Origin of the sequence: Neisseria sp. P0007.S010, assembly GCF_051962875.1 — a bacterium.
In the GTDB taxonomy this organism is placed as follows: Bacteria; Pseudomonadota; Gammaproteobacteria; order Burkholderiales; family Neisseriaceae; genus Neisseria; species Neisseria subflava_A.
Map to the genome: position 1 here is coordinate 101,103 of NZ_JBQCUX010000001.1, position 14,607 is coordinate 115,709.

Annotated in this window: 17 protein-coding genes and 1 other RNA gene; 11 read left to right on the forward strand and 7 right to left on the reverse strand. The window is 50.3% G+C overall.

Features of this window, described 5'->3' with window-relative positions:
- Positions 1 to 94: 94 nt before the first annotated feature.
- On the reverse strand, positions 95 to 1,426 hold the full coding sequence (locus ACTHR7_RS00515) for a YadA-like family protein (RefSeq protein ID WP_440370133.1): 1,332 nt from the start codon (positions 1,424 to 1,426) through the stop codon (positions 95 to 97).
- Between the two features lie 307 nt (positions 1,427 to 1,733).
- Here ACTHR7_RS00515 and ACTHR7_RS00520 point away from each other — a divergent pair, with 307 nt between their 5' ends.
- Together ACTHR7_RS00520 and ACTHR7_RS00525 are read left to right on the forward strand one after the other, a co-directional pair.
- Positions 1,734 to 2,489: a GNAT family N-acetyltransferase gene (locus tag ACTHR7_RS00520; RefSeq protein WP_070584207.1), complete on the forward strand. Its 756-nt coding sequence runs from the start codon at positions 1,734 to 1,736 to the stop codon at positions 2,487 to 2,489.
- Positions 2,490 to 2,548: 59 nt separating this feature from the next.
- A complete protein-coding gene (locus ACTHR7_RS00525) occupies positions 2,549 to 3,298 on the forward strand; it encodes a lysophospholipid acyltransferase family protein (protein WP_003747133.1) in 750 nt (249 codons plus the stop codon).
- 51 nt (positions 3,299 to 3,349) lie between these two features.
- On the opposite strand, the gene gloA is transcribed toward ACTHR7_RS00525, so the two are convergent.
- On the reverse strand, positions 3,350 to 3,763 hold the full coding sequence (gene gloA / locus ACTHR7_RS00530; protein ID WP_003685011.1) for a lactoylglutathione lyase: 414 nt from the start codon (positions 3,761 to 3,763) through the stop codon (positions 3,350 to 3,352).
- Positions 3,764 to 3,968: 205 nt separating this feature from the next.
- Between gloA and ACTHR7_RS00535 the strand changes: the two genes are divergently transcribed.
- Positions 3,969 to 5,069 (forward strand): conjugal transfer protein, encoded by a 1,101-nt coding sequence (locus ACTHR7_RS00535; RefSeq protein WP_440370134.1) that lies wholly within the window; start codon positions 3,969 to 3,971, stop codon positions 5,067 to 5,069.
- 86 nt (positions 5,070 to 5,155) lie between these two features.
- On the forward strand, positions 5,156 to 5,620 hold the full coding sequence (locus ACTHR7_RS00540; protein ID WP_003685247.1) for a low molecular weight protein-tyrosine-phosphatase: 465 nt from the start codon (positions 5,156 to 5,158) through the stop codon (positions 5,618 to 5,620).
- A 94-nt stretch (positions 5,621 to 5,714) separates the two neighbouring features.
- On the opposite strand, the gene metW is transcribed toward ACTHR7_RS00540, so the two are convergent.
- Both metW and metX read right to left on the reverse strand, forming a co-directional pair.
- Positions 5,715 to 6,296: a methionine biosynthesis protein MetW gene (metW, locus tag ACTHR7_RS00545; RefSeq protein ID WP_004519858.1), complete on the reverse strand. Its 582-nt coding sequence runs from the start codon at positions 6,294 to 6,296 to the stop codon at positions 5,715 to 5,717.
- Positions 6,293 to 7,432 (reverse strand): homoserine O-succinyltransferase MetX, encoded by a 1,140-nt coding sequence (gene metX, locus ACTHR7_RS00550; RefSeq protein WP_004519859.1) that lies wholly within the window; start codon positions 7,430 to 7,432, stop codon positions 6,293 to 6,295. The genes metW and metX overlap by 4 nt, the downstream gene beginning before the upstream one ends.
- Positions 7,433 to 7,548: 116 nt before the next feature.
- Between metX and ACTHR7_RS00555 the strand changes: the two genes are divergently transcribed.
- Positions 7,549 to 7,749, forward strand: coding sequence for a protein MIGRI (locus ACTHR7_RS00555; protein ID WP_003682450.1), 201 nt, complete (start codon positions 7,549 to 7,551; stop codon positions 7,747 to 7,749).
- 68 nt (positions 7,750 to 7,817) lie between these two features.
- Here ACTHR7_RS00555 and nadE read toward each other — a convergent pair whose 3' ends face one another.
- Positions 7,818 to 8,606 (reverse strand): NAD(+) synthase, encoded by a 789-nt coding sequence (gene nadE, locus ACTHR7_RS00560; RefSeq protein WP_285069888.1) that lies wholly within the window; start codon positions 8,604 to 8,606, stop codon positions 7,818 to 7,820.
- A 102-nt stretch (positions 8,607 to 8,708) separates the two neighbouring features.
- On the opposite strand from nadE, the gene ACTHR7_RS00565 reads away from it, so the two are divergent.
- The 3 genes from ACTHR7_RS00565 to efp are packed head-to-tail and all read left to right on the forward strand — an operon-like array spanning position 8,709 to position 10,779.
- Entirely contained in the window at positions 8,709 to 8,987 is a 279-nt protein-coding gene (locus tag ACTHR7_RS00565; RefSeq protein WP_285069887.1) for a hypothetical protein, read from the forward strand.
- 31 nt (positions 8,988 to 9,018) lie between these two features.
- Positions 9,019 to 10,176, forward strand: a complete 1,158-nt coding sequence (gene earP / locus ACTHR7_RS00570) for an elongation factor P maturation arginine rhamnosyltransferase EarP (RefSeq protein WP_440370135.1) — start codon at positions 9,019 to 9,021, stop codon at positions 10,174 to 10,176.
- Between the two features lie 42 nt (positions 10,177 to 10,218).
- Positions 10,219 to 10,779, forward strand: coding sequence for an elongation factor P (gene efp, locus ACTHR7_RS00575; protein ID WP_063068768.1), 561 nt, complete (start codon positions 10,219 to 10,221; stop codon positions 10,777 to 10,779).
- A 59-nt stretch (positions 10,780 to 10,838) separates the two neighbouring features.
- Here the strand turns inward: efp and ACTHR7_RS00580 are convergent, their stop codons facing one another.
- On the reverse strand, positions 10,839 to 11,438 hold the full coding sequence (locus tag ACTHR7_RS00580) for an MlaC/ttg2D family ABC transporter substrate-binding protein (RefSeq protein ID WP_070813915.1): 600 nt from the start codon (positions 11,436 to 11,438) through the stop codon (positions 10,839 to 10,841).
- A 165-nt stretch (positions 11,439 to 11,603) separates the two neighbouring features.
- Between ACTHR7_RS00580 and ACTHR7_RS00585 the strand changes: the two genes are divergently transcribed.
- The 3 genes from ACTHR7_RS00585 to ssrA all read left to right on the forward strand — a co-directional run bounded on the left by ACTHR7_RS00585 (position 11,604) and on the right by ssrA (position 13,593).
- Positions 11,604 to 11,819: a tautomerase family protein gene (locus ACTHR7_RS00585; protein WP_440370136.1), complete on the forward strand. Its 216-nt coding sequence runs from the start codon at positions 11,604 to 11,606 to the stop codon at positions 11,817 to 11,819.
- An 84-nt stretch (positions 11,820 to 11,903) separates the two neighbouring features.
- A complete protein-coding gene (locus ACTHR7_RS00590; protein WP_440370137.1) occupies positions 11,904 to 13,118 on the forward strand; it encodes a pyridoxal phosphate-dependent aminotransferase in 1,215 nt (404 codons plus the stop codon).
- A gap of 112 nt (positions 13,119 to 13,230) precedes the next feature.
- Positions 13,231 to 13,593, forward strand: a transfer-messenger RNA (tmRNA) gene (ssrA, locus tag ACTHR7_RS00595).
- 162 nt (positions 13,594 to 13,755) lie between these two features.
- On the opposite strand, the gene ACTHR7_RS00600 is transcribed toward ssrA, so the two are convergent.
- Entirely contained in the window at positions 13,756 to 14,541 is a 786-nt protein-coding gene (locus ACTHR7_RS00600; RefSeq protein ID WP_063068775.1) for an endonuclease/exonuclease/phosphatase family protein, read from the reverse strand.
- Positions 14,542 to 14,607 lie beyond the last annotated feature (66 nt).

A 14,607-nucleotide genomic window follows, 5' to 3' on the forward strand; every position in this document is an offset into this window, starting at 1 on the left:
AATAAAAAAAACGGCAAAAACGTTGATTTTACGCTTCTACCGCTTCGCATGCCAAATTCAGACGGCCTCAACATTCAAGGCCATCTGAAATTCTCTACCACAGATAGGTTACGCTGGCTCCACCGCCTGCACCACCCTTAGATGCGCTAACAGCCGAACCTTTCACCAGCCATTTGCCGCTGGCGGATACTTTCGATACTCCGACAGCAAAACCGGCCTTTCCGCGCCAAACGCCGCTGCCAATGGATACCGCACCCTGTCCCGGCTGATAAGCTTGTCCCAGATTACCCACCGCAATCGCAGCGGCAGAGCCGGCATCCGCACGGTCTTCCAGTTTTTTCATTTCTACGCGTGTTTCAGCTCGTATCTGATTGATTTGAGCAGCCACCATCGACTCTTTTTGCTGACTGTCAGCCTGCCATCTTTCCGCAAGCCTTTTGACCTGAGCCACATTTACCGCATCCGTATCCTGAGTACCGGCAGCCACATGGGTAATTTGACGGCTGTCTTTTTCATTGCCAACCGAAACCGCGCCCAATGTCGATTTCCATGTCGTGTCTTCAGATTGACTTACCGACTGTGTCGCAAAATCATAGCCTGCCTGCCCTGCAGCTAAATCCGCAATGCTTTGCGCACCCAGAGCCACCGCTTTCTCGGCTTTACCTTTGGCTTGGAAACCGAGTGCCAAAGATTTCTCTTCCAAAGCCGATGCGCCACCGCCAACTGCCGTACCACCTTCTTTACGCACACTGGAGCTGGTGCCGACAGCCAGACCGTTCAAGGCTGTAGCGGAAGACTCGACACCCAAAGCTACACTGTTTACGGCATTCGATACCGCACGCGTACCGACCGCCACTGCTTGATAACCTTCTGCTTCAGCAGCCGATGCCAGCGCAAGTGATTGAGTTCCACGTGCTTTAGCTCGATCACCTAAGGCCGTCGCGCTGAGCGCATCCGCCTCACTATCTCTGCCGATAGCTACTGCATCAATATTACTTGCCTGAGCGCCATTACCTACTGCAACGGCACGCAAAGCCGAAGCCTTGGACAGCAGACCGACTGCAACGGATTGACCGCCAGAAGCAGCCGCTGCGCCACCGACTGCTACATCATTTGTTCCCTTGGCATGGGCCCGAAAGCCAACCGCCACCGACCGCAATGCCTCAGCTTTGGATTCGCCACCCAAAGCAGTTGCGCTCAAACCGGAAGCGGCAGAATCATAACCCAAAGCAGCCGCCTTATAGCCACCTGCTTTAGCCTTGTCGCCAACTGCAGCGGCATTTTCGCCCGATACGGATTCTTTACCGACAGCCAAAGAACCCGTCTTGTGCATGGTTCCGGCAACAATAACTCCATCCGCATACGCAGTACCGGAAAAAAGCGCTAAAGCCAAACACAAAGGACTGAGCGATACATTCAGTTTCATCTTTATATTCTCCATTTTTGAATATTAAAAATATCTCGTTCAATCGTATTAATACTTTTGAACTAGTTATATTGTATATATTTTTATTCTCATATTAAATAGTTTGGATAGATATTTTGATTTGTGTCATAAATTTCAAACATCCTGGCAAATGTTCCTGGCCATCTTTCTAAACAACCATCAGTTTCAGACGGCCTGAAGCCTTTTTCCAACAACCCGACATAATTTGCCCTACCGCAAAGCAAATCAATATAAATCTGTCCGTATATCCGCTATAATCAGCCATTTTCTTCAAACAGGAAACATCATGTCCCCCAGCCGTTTCAATCAAACGGGCCCCAAAATCGGCCTGAGCGTACGCCTTGCAGAAACCCAAGCTGAAATCGAAGCCGCCCAAAGATTGCGCTATCAGGTTTTTGCCCAAGAATTGGGTGCGGAAATCGAAAGCGATGACGGCCGCGATGTCGATCCTTATGATGAGCATTGCCACCACTTGCTCGCGTTTGACGATGCAACCGGCGAGGTAATCGGCTGTTACCGCCTGATTACCGAAGAAACCGCAAAAAAAGTCGGCGGCTGGTACAGCGAGCATGAATTCGACCTTGAACCTTTGAAAGATATCCTGCCGCAAACCGTCGAACTCGGCCGTGCCTGCACCCACCCGGACTACCGCAACGGCGGCTTGGTCATGCTGTTATGGACCGGTTTGGTCAAATTCATGAAAGACGAAAACCTGCGCTTTATGATTGGTTGCGGCAGTATCGAAATGCGCGACGGCGGCAACGATGCGGCCGGCCTGTATCATACTTTGAAAGACAAATACCTTGCTCCGGCACAATGGCGCGTCAAACCGCTCAACCCGCTCAAATGGGACAGCATCACGCCGTCTGAAAATCCGCCTGTGCCCGCCCTGATCAAAGGCTATCTCAAAGCAGGCGCGTGGTTCTGTGGCGAGCCTTGCGTCGATGAAGCATTCAACTGCGCAGATGTGCTGATCATGATGGACATCAGCCACCTTTCCGACCGCTACTTGCAGCGTTTTGCCCCTAAAACCGATTCATAATAAAAGGCCGTCTGAAACTTCAGACGGCCTGCCTAATCTTTATAAAAAAAACACACACAATGACTGCCAAAATCCGTTTTATCTTCCGTCTTCTCTGCATTGCCGGCTGCCTTTTGTACGGCATGGCCGAAATGTTTTTTCTGTTTCCCTTTTACAGCAGCAAACGCAAACTGCGCGCGATCCAATTATGGTCGCTGCGCGTGCTCGCTTCCTGCGGCATGAAACTGCAAACTTTCGGCACGCCGCCGCAAGAAGGCCGCGGCCAGATGCTTATCAGCAACCATATTTCATGGTTGGACATTATGGCGGTCAACGGTGCTTTCCCCGGCCGTTTTGTGGCTAAAGACGATGTGGCCAAATGGCCGGTGGTCGGTTATCTCGCCACGCAAGCGCAAACGGTTTACGTCTCGCGCAACCGAGGCATCAAAGGCAATTCCGCCAAAATTGCAGGTGTGACCGAAGCACTGAAAAACGGCGATACCGTCACCATTTTCCCCGAAGGCACCAGTACCGAAGGCCGTGAAATCCTGCCGTTCAAACCCAGCTTTTTTCAGACGGCCTATGATGCAGGCGTACCGATTATTCCGGCACTCTGCCGCTATCCGAATCCGGACGGCAGCAGCCCCAATCCGCACACTGCCTACTACGGCGACATCAGCCTCTGGCAATCCATCTGCATGGTCATCAGCCAGCCTTCCAGCACGGTCGAGCTGCATTTCCTCGATCCGATTGAAGCGGGAGAAGACCGCTACGCTACCGCGCTTCAAGTACACGCCCTGTTGAGCGAAAAGCAAAAACAGTTGGGCTGATCAAAAAAGGCCGTCTGAATGTTCAGACGGCCTTTTCCATTATCTTATGTCTTAAGATGAATATTGAACCGAATCGCTACCGCTTTTCTTTTGAATAAATTCAATTTTGTAGCCGTCCGGATCTTCGACAAACGCAATCACAGTCGTGCCGTGTTTCATCGGGCCGGCTTCGCGTACCACTTTACCGCCCATTTCTTTGACACGTTCGCACGCGGCGTAAGCATCATCAACTTCAATCGCGATGTGGCCGTAAGCATCGCCCAAGTCGTAAGACTCGGTATCCCAGTTGTGGGTCAGTTCCAAAACAGTATGGTCCGCCTCATCGCCATAACCGACAAAAGCCAAAGTAAAACGGCCTTCAGGATAATCGCGGCGGCGCAGCAGTTGCATGTTCAATACGTTTTGATAGAAATCCAAAGAGCGTTCGAGATTGCCGACACGCAGCATAGTATGAAGCAAGCGCATGATTTTGTTCCTTTCTGAATTATGTTTGGTCATGGATTATAACACATCGGGCATTTGCCCCCTCATCTTAGAAAATGCCGATACATACACCGTGTAGAAATGAAGCGTATCCTCTATCGCCAGTTGAATTTCATGTATTAACAAGCACACCGACTGACTAAATTGCTATAATCGCCACACTTACAACACAACACTTCAAACCGTCATGAAAACCTTTGTTCTTCCAGATACCCGCCCTTATCCGCAGAGCCCTATCAAAAACTACCTTCTGCTCAATGCCTATCAGCTGGCGCACAACTCCTCCTCCGCATCACGCAAGCTCTCGGCCGGCCAACTGCAAACCGAAATCCGCACCATGCTCAGCCAAAACCATTACATCAACCTTTCATTGGCAATGACCATGGCCCCCGATGTCGGCACTTACACCAGCCTGATTCAAAGCGTGGGCGAAGTCCTGAAGGCAGAAAACGATAACGAAGCCCAATGGTTTGCCCTGCCTGTCGTTTTGGTCGCCGGTTGCAAAAAAGAACAAACCCTGCCGCTCACTCTGCCTACCGAAACCCTCTTCGCCTGCCTGCAAAACTACCCCAACCTGCGCACCCTCACGCAAAACACGCAATGGCTGCCTTACCTCGTCCAATCTACCGACTTGAGCAGCGTTACCCCGGGCGAGTGGTTCCAAGCCAAGCAAAACGATGAAGCAGCAGGCGCATTCCTGCAAAAGTTTGAATACAAACCATTGACGCTGCCCGAAGGTCAATCCGTCCATGTTGTTTACGCGCTGGGCTACGGCAATAAAGACATTCAGACGGCCTTAGGTCTCAACCTGCAACAGGCGGGCCTGCCATTGATGCAGGTTTGGCAAGAACATCTCGCCCTCGACGGCGTTACCCTCTTTACCAACCCGCTCTCGCCCAATACGCCGCTTGACGCGCTTACCGACGGCAGCCACACCCGCCAACGCATGGCCATGGACGTTTTTGCCACCAACGCCATCCGCGCCATCCGTATGCAAAGCCCGCGCGTCGGCGTTGTTGCCGCAGCGAAAGCGGACGGCAAGCTCCAGTTCAGCTTCAACGCGACCGACAGCGCGTTTGAAATCGTTCCACAGACCTTCACTTGGGAGCTGGCCTCAACCGACAATATCGCCATCGTTCAGCAAAACTTCCTCGACCTGATGGCCGAATGCCGAATCGAGCACCTCTACCTGCTGCACAACCCACTGGGCGAAAACGAGAACATCCCTACTTATGCCCAAGCGTTGAAACTGGAAGGCCATAATCCTTTCTTCAGCAATGTAAACTAAATTGAAAATGCAACACGCCAAGGCCGTCTGAAAACGGTTTAGCGTGTTGCATTGATTTTCAAACCTTACCGCTCATTTTCACGCATATGAAAACCCACAAAATCCTTTTCGTCTGCCTCGGCAACATCTGCCGCTCCCCCATGGCCGAATACGTCCTGCGCCACCGCGCCCGCGAAGCAGGCATGGGCAATGCCGTCATTACTGCCAGCGCAGGCACATCAGGTTGGCACGACGGAGAAGACATGCACGAAGGCACGCGCCGCGCGCTCAAGCAACACGGCATCGACCCGTCAGGCTTTACCAGCAGCAAAATCAAACCCAGCGATGCCGAGCATTTCGACTACATCATCGTGATGGACGACAACAACCTCAGAGAAACTGAAAAGCAGCTCGGTTTCCACCCCGGCAAAATCTTCAAACTGACCGACCTTATCCCCGATTCAGGTTACAACCACGTTCCCGATCCGTGGTACACAGGCGACTTTGACGAAACCTACCGTCTGGTCGATGCCGGCAGTTTGGCCTTGTTGGAAAAATTGAAACAGGCTTAAACCGGCTTGAACAATAAAAGGCCGTCTGAACAGGTATCTCAAAAGCCATGCTTTCGTGATTACCTGTTCAGACGGCCTTTATCTATGACCGCAATCAACCTACGCGATAAAACGCCAGACTGCCCAATAAATTCGGCAGATGTTTGACCTGTCGGTTGCCCGTCATGACCGCACGCTCAAGCACACGGATTTTATTTTTGGCACACAATAAATCGAAGTCTTTGAGGGTACACCAATGGATATTGGGCGTATCGTACCAATGATACGGCATCCGCTCGGAAACCGGCATATGGCCGCCAACGGCGATTTGAAAACGGTTGCGCCAGTAGCCGAAATTAGGGAAGCTGACAATAGCCTGCTTGGCCACGCGCATCAGGCAGCGCAGGATTTTTTCCGTGTTCTGCATCGCCTGAATGGTTTGGCTCAAGACAATCACATCAAAACTTTGATCACCAAAAGCCACCAAACCTTCTTCCAAATCGGCTTGAATGACGTTCACACCGCGGGATATAGCAGCAATCACGCTGTCGGTATCGATTTCAACGCCGTAGCCGGTGCAATTTTTATGTTCCACCAACGCGGCCAACAACTCGCCGTCGCCGCAGCCTAAATCGAGTACGCGGCTGCCTTCGGGTATCCAATCGTAAATGAGTTGCAAATCGTCGCGCAGATTCATTTTTGGCAGTCCTTGTAAACGTTGTTCATATAAGCGGCAACAGCGCGGATATAGGCTTCGTCCTCCATCAAGAAGGCATCGTGTCCATGATTGGATTTGACTTCAATGTACTGCACAGATTTTTGTGCGGCGATTAATGCCTTGACCAATTCATGCGAACGTTGCGGCGAGAAGCGCCAGTCAGTGCTAAAGCTGGCAACAAAAAATTTGGCCTGCACATTCTCCACGGCGCGCGTGAGGTTGTGGCCGTAATCGGCGGCCGGGTCAAAATAGTCGAGTGCCTTGGTCATCAGCAGATAAGTGTTGGCATCAAAACGGCCGACAAACTTGTCGCCTTGATAGCGAAGATAAGATTCCACTTCAAATTCAACGCCGTAGCCATACTGATAGCCGTCTGATTTTAAATCGCGGCCGAATTTTTTACCCAAGCCGTCTTCGGCAAGATAGGTAATGTGCCCCATCATGCGCGCGATACGCAAACCGCGTGAAGGAACGGTATGATGGCTGCGGTAATTGCCTTCATGGAAATCGGGGTCGGTCAAAATAGCCTGACGGGCAACATCGTTAAACGCGATGTTTTGAGTGGAAAGTTTAGGCGCAGAAGCGATGACGAGCGCGTGGGCAACGCGTTCAGGCAAAGAAATCGTCCATTGCAATGCCTGCATACCGCCCAAGCTGCCGCCGACAATGGCCGCCCATTTTTGAATGCCGAGATAATCGGCAAGCATAGATTGGGACTTCACCCAGTCTTTGACGGTTACAACCGGAAAATCTGCGCCATATTCGTGGCCGGTTTCAGGATTTTCAGACAGAGGGCCGGTACTGCCGTCGCAGCCGCCCAAGTTGTTCAAACCGACAACAAAAAAGCGTTCGGTATCGATGGGTTTGCCGGGGCCGACCATATTGTCCCACCAGCCGGCGTATTTATCCTCCGCACTGTGCTTGCCGGCAACGTGATGATTGCCTGAGAGGGCGTGGCAGATAAGGACGGCATTACTTTTGTCGGCATTGAGTGTGCCGTAGGTTTCAATCATCAGGTCGAAACGGGGTAAGGTTTTGCCGTTTTCCAGAGCAAGCGGTGTGTCAAACGGGATTTTCTGGGGCGTTACAATGCCCACTGAGGCATTTGTTGTCATTTGTAATTTCCAAGTGAAGCGGCAAAAGGGGTATTATAACGTTTCGTTTTTATTTTGTGCATGAGGCTTCAGACGGCCTGCCCTAATTAAAGGCAATATTTTTGGGAGAATGTGGAATGATAGGCAGGCTTTTGCGATTTTTTTTCTTTTGCGCCATAGCGGCATTGATTGTGAACCGTTTGTTCAGCCGCAAACAAAAGCGCACCATTCGGGAAATCGCCAAAATCAGCGCGTGGGTATTACTGGGCGCGGCGGCTGCTACGCTGTTTTGGTATCTGATGATGCTGTTTTTCAAGCATATTCCTAATTCTTATTGAAATAAAATATAAAAGGCCGTCTGAAAACCTTAATCCAGCGTTTTCAGACGGCCTTTTGATGTTCAAACTTAAAACAGCTCTTCCGGAATCTTGCAAACCGGAATCGGATTGACTTTATGCTGCATGGCTGTGTGCAATCGGGTATAGATTGCCAAAACTTCGCGCTGTCTGCCTTCAAAATCTTCAGGCTTGTGGCTGTCGTACACGCTCATCGCCCATTCGAGTTCGGGATAAGATGCGCCCATTTGTTCTTCATCGGTACGCTCGGTATCCCAAAGTCCGTCCGTCGGTACGGCTTTTTGAATGTCTTCCGATACGTCCAGTTCGGCTGCCAGCGCGTACACTTGAGTTTTGGTCAAATCGGCAATCGGGCTGATGTCCACGCCGCCGTCGCCGTATTTGGTGAAGAAACCGACACCGAAATCTTCAATTTTGTTGCCCGTCCCCGCCACCAGCAAACCATGCAGCTGGCCGTAATAATAAAGCGTCGTCATGCGCAGGCGGCTGCGTGCATTGGCAAGTGCCAGCTGTTTGTTGGGAAATTCGGTTTCGCTGACATCAACGGTATCGGCAAACGTATCGAACGTTTGGGTCAAATCGATGCTTTGCGCTTTTACATTGGGATAACGCTGTTTCAGACGGCCCATGTGTTCTTGCGCGCGGTTGACTTGGTCGGATTTCTGACGAATCGGCATTTCCAACAACAAAACCGACAAACCGGTTTGTGCGACAAGTGTGGAAACCACGGCAGAATCGATGCCGCCGGATACGCCGACGACAAAACCTTTGGCACGCGCCTGCTCGGCGTAATCTTTGAGCCATTGAACAATATGGCGGATGATGGCTTGGGTTTGCATAGGGATAAATGTTCGCTTCAAATAAAACGAATGATAGCCTGATTTGCACTTGTCTGAAAGACGACAGGGTATAATGCCCTTTTTATTTCTTGCATACACACCATGTCCAAACCCATCCTTCTGCGCTGGCTCGTTGTCTGCCTGATTCCGCTCGCCACCCTTTTGTGGTTTACCCTCAACCCACCCGAAGACAAAACGCAACACCTCATCAACGGCATCATCCTTGCCTGCGAGGCCACGTTCCTATTCAAATTCGTCCTCTTTGACGTCATCAAACACCACCTCAAACAAGAGCCTGAATTGAAACGGCAAAGCATTTGGATGTTTATCCCGATTGTTTTGCTGATTGTTTATTTGTTCCACTATTTCGGCGCATTCTGATGTTTTCAGACGGCCTTGGGCATATTTTTCCATGAACACCACCCCACCTTATACCTGCTGGATTTTCTGCAACGTCATCGACAACTTCGGCGACATCGGCGTTTCATGGCGACTGGCGCGTGTTTTGCAACGCGAACTCGGCTGGCAAGTGCATTTATGGACAGACGACTTCCCGTCCCTTCAGGCACTTTGCCCTGATTTGGCGTCGATTCCCAATATCCATCAAGGCATCGGCATTCACGCCTGGCAAGCCGACCATGCCGAAGATACCGATACAGCCCCTACCCCCGACATTGTCATCGAAACCTTCGCCTGCGAACTGCCCGACAACGTTCAATCCATCATCCGCCGACACCGACCGCTTTGGCTCAACTGGGAATACCTCAGCGCGGAAGACAGCAACGAGAGGCTGCACTTAATGCCCTCGCCCCAAGCCGGCGGCATACAGAAATACTTTTGGTTTATGGGTTTCAGCGAAAAAAGCGGCGGCCTGCTGCGCGAACGCAATTACGCCGAATTTGCCCGCTTTGATACGGAAACCTTACGCCGACAACTCAAACTTCCCGCAAAAAACACGCTCGAATGGCTGCTTTTCGGCTATCAAAGCGATATTTGGGCAAAATGGCTGACCATGTGGCAACAGGCCGGCCAACCCATTACCTTGCTGCTTGCAGGTACACAAATCATCGCCAGCCTGAAAAACAGCGGCCTAGTGCCGCAAAACACCATGCTTGAAGACGGCGATGTATATCAGAGCGAACACATTACCCTGATCAAAATCCCTTTTGTCCCCCAACAGGATTTCGACAAACTGCTCAACCTTGCCGACGGCGCCGTCATACGCGGCGAAGACAGCTTTGTTCGCGCCCAGCTTACCGGAAAGCCTTTCTTTTGGCACATCTATCCGCAAGAAGAAAATATCCATCTCGACAAGCTGCACGCTTTTTGGGATAAAGCGCATCAGGTTTATCCGGATGTTGTCGCCACGGCACACCGCCTCCTTTCCGACGAACTCAACAACGGCGAAGCACTCAGCGACAGCCAGCGCCTGCAAGCATGGCAAACCCTGACGGCACACCAAAATGAATGGCGCCAAAGCGCGGCAAAATGGCGGGACGGACTTTTTGCCCAAAAAAGTGCCGTTGAAAAACTTGCCGCCTTTATTTCAAAGCACAAAAAAATACGCTAAAATAGCGCGTTTTATTACAACCGATTTGATTGGAAAACTACAATGAAAACAGCACAAGAACTGCGCGCCGGCAACGTATTCATGGTTGGCAACGACCCTATGGTTGTTCAAAAAACCGAATATATCAAAGGCGGTCGCTCTTCCGCCAAAGTCAGCATGAAACTGAAAAACCTGCTGACCGGTGCCGCTTCTGAAACCATTTACAAAGCCGACGACAAATTCGACGTCGTTATCCTGTCCCGCAAAAACTGTACTTACAGCTACTTTGCCGACCCAATGTACGTCTTCATGGACGAAGAATTCAACCAATACGAAATCGAAGCTGACAACATCGGCGACGCGTTGAAATTCATCGTTGACGGCATGGAAGATGTATGCGAAGTTACTTTCTACGAAGGCAACCCAATCTCCGTAGAATTGCCTACCATCATCGTTCGCGAAGTTGAATACACCGAGCCTGCCGTTAAAGGCGATACCTCCGGTAAAGTGATGAAAACCGCGCGTCTGGTCGGTGGCACCGAAATCCAAGTGATGTCTTACATCGAAAACGGCGACAAAGTCGAAATCGATACCCGTACCGGCGAATTCCGCAAACGTGCTTAATCAGCCCGTAACACAAAAAGGCCGTCTGAATATTCAGACGGCCTTTTTCTCAATCTACCTTATTGTTTCTTCAAGCCCTTGGCTTCGACAGTCGCAATCGTACCGTCAATGCCTTTGCTCTTAATCAGCTCGCCAAATTGGTTGCGGTATACCGTTACCAAGCTGGTACCGTCCACGCGGATGTTGTAAATCTTATACGCACCGCCGCTTTGATAAAGCTGATAGGCTACTTCATACTTGGTGCCTTTTTTGGTTTGAATTTCCGAGAAAACGTCAAACTTATTGCCGTTTGCCGTCATCTTCGGCAACAAGCGCACATTCGCATCCGCCGCACCAATCAGTGCAGAGTGCGAGTACATCGCAATCACCATATCTTTGAATGCACGGATAAAATCGGTTTTCTGTTTGGCAGAAAATTCACGCCATGGCGCGCCGACAGCCAAAGCCGAAATACGTTCATAATCCAGATAACGGTTGGCATACTGCTCAACCTGTTTCACACGTTGAGCTTCTGTCAAAGAAGTATTGCGTGCAATTTTCAACACAGCATCAATATTCTGCTGCATCTGCTTTTGCGCCGGATGCGTTTCCGCCGCCACATAAGGCGCGGCAATCACCATCGGTGCGGCCACAATCAAAGTCTGAAGAAAACGGTTCATGACGATATCCATCCAAAATAAAACCGCATTGTAAAAACAATCTATTCCAAAAAACTTAATTCTTTGTAAAAGCTGACATGAGCAATGAAAAATCCTGCAATCAAATTTCAGACGGCCCGATAAAAATAAGATAACATGTGAACGCTATTTTAAAAGGAAAAAGCCATGCCTTACGTCAACATCAAAGTAACCGGCGGCAGCGAAGCCCCGAGTGCGGAGCAAAAAGCCGAATTAATCCGCGGCGTCACCGAATTACTCTCACGCGTTCTCAACAAAAATCCCGAGACAACCGTCGTCGTCATCGACGAAATCGATATGGACAACTGGGGCATAGGCGGCAAAAGCGTGACGGTTCGCCGTTCCGAAGCGCGCAATAAGTAAGCTTTGGCCGTCTGAAGCTCTTTTAATTTACCCACAAAAAGAGTACATTTATCCCATTGTTAACAATTTTACGGAACACACATCATGGAGAAATTCCCTAAATCATCCAAACTGGATCACGTTTGCTACGATATTCGCGGCCCAGTTCACAAAAAAGCCCTGCAACTGGAAGAAGAAGGCAACAAAATCCTCAAGCTCAATATCGGCAATCCGGCTCCGTTCGGCTTTGAAGCGCCTGATGAAATCTTGGTTGACGTCATCCGCAACCTGCCGACTTCTCAAGGCTATTGCGACTCCAAAGGCCTTTATTCAGCACGTAAAGCCATCGTCCACTACTACCAAACCAAAGGTCTGCTCGACGTTACCGTCAACGACGTTTACATCGGCAACGGCGTCTCCGAATTGATTACCATGTCCATGCAGGCGCTGCTCAACGACGGCGACGAAATTCTGATTCCCGCACCGGACTATCCTTTGTGGACCGCCGCCGCAACACTGGCAGGCGGTACCGTCCGCCATTATCTATGCGATGAAGAAAATAACTGGTTCCCCAACCTGGCCGACATGGAAGCAAAAATTACGCCTAAAACTAAAGCCATCGTCGTCATCAACCCCAACAACCCGACAGGCGCGGTGTACAGCAAAGAAATCCTGCTCGAAATCGCCGAATTAGCGCGCAAACACGGCCTGATTATTTTTGCCGACGAAATTTACGACAAAATCCTCTACGACGACGCCGTACACCATCACATTGCCGCCCTCGCCCCCGACTTGCTGACCATTACGTTTAACGGCCTCTCCAAAGCCTACCGCGTGGCCGGTTTCCGCCAAGGCTGGATGGTGCTCAACGGTCCGAAACATCATGCCAAGGGCTATATCGAAGGTCTCGACATGCTCTCCTCCATGCGTCTGTGTGCCAATACGCCGATGCAACATGCCATTCAGACGGCATTGGGCGGCTATCAAAGCATCAACGAATTTATCCTGCCCGGCGGCCGCCTGTTGGAACAACGCAATAAGGCATGGGAGCTGATCAACCAAATCCCCGGTGTTTCCTGCGTCAAACCGATGGGCGCGATGTATATGTTCCCCAAAATCGATACCGAAATGTACGGCATTCATGACGACATGAAATTCGTCTACGATTTGCTCGTGCGTGAAAAAGTCTTGTTCGTCCAAGGCACAGGCTTTAACTGGATACGCCCCGACCACTTCCGTATCGTTACCCTGCCGCCCGTTCATCAAATCGAAGAAGCCATGGACAAACTCAAACGCTTCTTGCAAAACTACCATCAATAAACCTAAACAAAGAGGCCGTCTGAAAAAGCAAACCGCTGTTCAAACGGCCTTTTTAATCAAACAGCAACTTGGCAAAGCCTGCTGACATGCGTATAATCGACTATTCCTATCTGGGGGCGATCTTGGTTTCGACGGGGGTTGCAAAGCAGATGCGGGCATACCGGGGTCTCAGATTTCCCGTAAAACACTGAACTTAAATAGTCGCAAACGACGAAACTTACGCACTGGCCGCTTAAGGCCTGCCGTTGCAGCAGTTGGTCAATGGGCTGTGTAGCGCAAGCTACCGCAACGTCATTCTACATTGACTGGTTTTCTGTCGGGTTACTTGGCAGGAAACGAGATTTAAGGTAACTGGTTCTCTGAAGGCCTGTTGGTCGGCATGATGGGGACGAGATTCTAAATAGACACAACTAAGTATGTAGAACGCTCTGTAGAGGACTTTCGGACGGGGGTTCGATTCCCCCCGCCTCCACCAGATTTAAAGCGCAAACTTTTGATATAAAAAGGTTTGCGCTTTTTTATAAACTTAAACAGGCCGTCTGAAACTTTTCAGACGGCCTGTTTTTATATCAAATATCTGATTGAAAAAACTTTTTCTTTCGATACATTACCAATAGTGCTTTAAAAAATTTCAGCCTTACATTTTTCTATCTGATTTCATATTCATTTTACGATTCGGCCTAACCGTTACACTCAATGGCAGATGATCTGACAAATGCTGCCAGTCTTTACTGTTGTGGATTTCAGAATCGATGACATCAAGATTGCGCGTGTAAATGCGGTCGAGGCTGAGGATGGGCAGGCGCGAAGGGAAAGTTTTGGGGCGTTTGCCTGTATTATCGACGAATACTTCGTTCAAATCTAATGCCCTGCCCAGCTCACGCGCTGATTTCTGCCGCCAGTCATTGAAATCGCCGGCGATAATCAACGGGCTTTCCGGACGAATATATCGGCCAACGTAATCGCTGATGGTGCGGTATTGTTTAAGGCGGTCCGGCTCGCGCAGATTGAGGTGGACGCACAAACACACCAGCGGATCTTCCCAACCTTCAGGCACGACTTCGCAATGCAACAGGCCGCGTTGTTCGAGTTTGTTGACGCTGATGTTGAGGTTGTTTTCCGTTTTCAGCGGTAGGCGGCTGAGAATGGCGTTGCCGTGGTGTCGTTTGGGATAGACGGCATTTTTACCGTAGCTGCGATGATAATCGAGACTGTCGCCGATGATGTCGTAATGCGGCGCATCGGGAAAGTCGGTACGGCGGCTTCTGTTGAGATGTTGTCCTTGGACTTCTTGTAAAAACAAAACGTCCGAACCCAATGCACCCAGCGCGTCAGCCATACGGTTGACCTGCACTTTGCGGTTGAGTGCGGACATGCCTTTGTGCATATTGTAGGAAGTAATGGTAACTGGACGGGGAGACATGATGTGTGATGAAGCGGTTTATTTGTTTTAGTATAGCACCGGAGCGTGTGGTTTTACGGCAATTTT

Excerpts from the sequence above, each read along its gene's own strand:
- ACTHR7_RS00515 (WP_440370133.1), bottom strand. The coding sequence starts at position 1,426 with ATGAAACTGAATGTATCGCTCAGTCCTTTGTGTTTGGCTTTAGCGCTT.
- ACTHR7_RS00520 (WP_070584207.1), top strand. The coding sequence starts at position 1,734 with ATGTCCCCCAGCCGTTTCAATCAAACGGGCCCCAAAATCGGCCTGAGC.
- ACTHR7_RS00525 (WP_003747133.1), top strand. The coding sequence starts at position 2,549 with ATGACTGCCAAAATCCGTTTTATCTTCCGTCTTCTCTGCATTGCCGGC.
- gloA (WP_003685011.1), bottom strand. The coding sequence starts at position 3,763 with ATGCGCTTGCTTCATACTATGCTGCGTGTCGGCAATCTCGAACGCTCT.
- ACTHR7_RS00535 (WP_440370134.1), top strand. The coding sequence starts at position 3,969 with ATGAAAACCTTTGTTCTTCCAGATACCCGCCCTTATCCGCAGAGCCCT.
- ACTHR7_RS00540 (WP_003685247.1), top strand. The coding sequence starts at position 5,156 with ATGAAAACCCACAAAATCCTTTTCGTCTGCCTCGGCAACATCTGCCGC.
- metW (WP_004519858.1), bottom strand. The coding sequence starts at position 6,296 with ATGAATCTGCGCGACGATTTGCAACTCATTTACGATTGGATACCCGAA.
- metX (WP_004519859.1), bottom strand. The coding sequence starts at position 7,432 with ATGACAACAAATGCCTCAGTGGGCATTGTAACGCCCCAGAAAATCCCG.
- ACTHR7_RS00555 (WP_003682450.1), top strand. The coding sequence starts at position 7,549 with ATGATAGGCAGGCTTTTGCGATTTTTTTTCTTTTGCGCCATAGCGGCA.
- nadE (WP_285069888.1), bottom strand. The coding sequence starts at position 8,606 with ATGCAAACCCAAGCCATCATCCGCCATATTGTTCAATGGCTCAAAGAT.
- ACTHR7_RS00565 (WP_285069887.1), top strand. The coding sequence starts at position 8,709 with ATGTCCAAACCCATCCTTCTGCGCTGGCTCGTTGTCTGCCTGATTCCG.
- earP (WP_440370135.1), top strand. The coding sequence starts at position 9,019 with ATGAACACCACCCCACCTTATACCTGCTGGATTTTCTGCAACGTCATC.
- efp (WP_063068768.1), top strand. The coding sequence starts at position 10,219 with ATGAAAACAGCACAAGAACTGCGCGCCGGCAACGTATTCATGGTTGGC.
- ACTHR7_RS00580 (WP_070813915.1), bottom strand. The coding sequence starts at position 11,438 with ATGAACCGTTTTCTTCAGACTTTGATTGTGGCCGCACCGATGGTGATT.
- ACTHR7_RS00585 (WP_440370136.1), top strand. The coding sequence starts at position 11,604 with ATGCCTTACGTCAACATCAAAGTAACCGGCGGCAGCGAAGCCCCGAGT.
- ACTHR7_RS00590 (WP_440370137.1), top strand. The coding sequence starts at position 11,904 with ATGGAGAAATTCCCTAAATCATCCAAACTGGATCACGTTTGCTACGAT.
- ACTHR7_RS00600 (WP_063068775.1), bottom strand. The coding sequence starts at position 14,541 with ATGTCTCCCCGTCCAGTTACCATTACTTCCTACAATATGCACAAAGGC.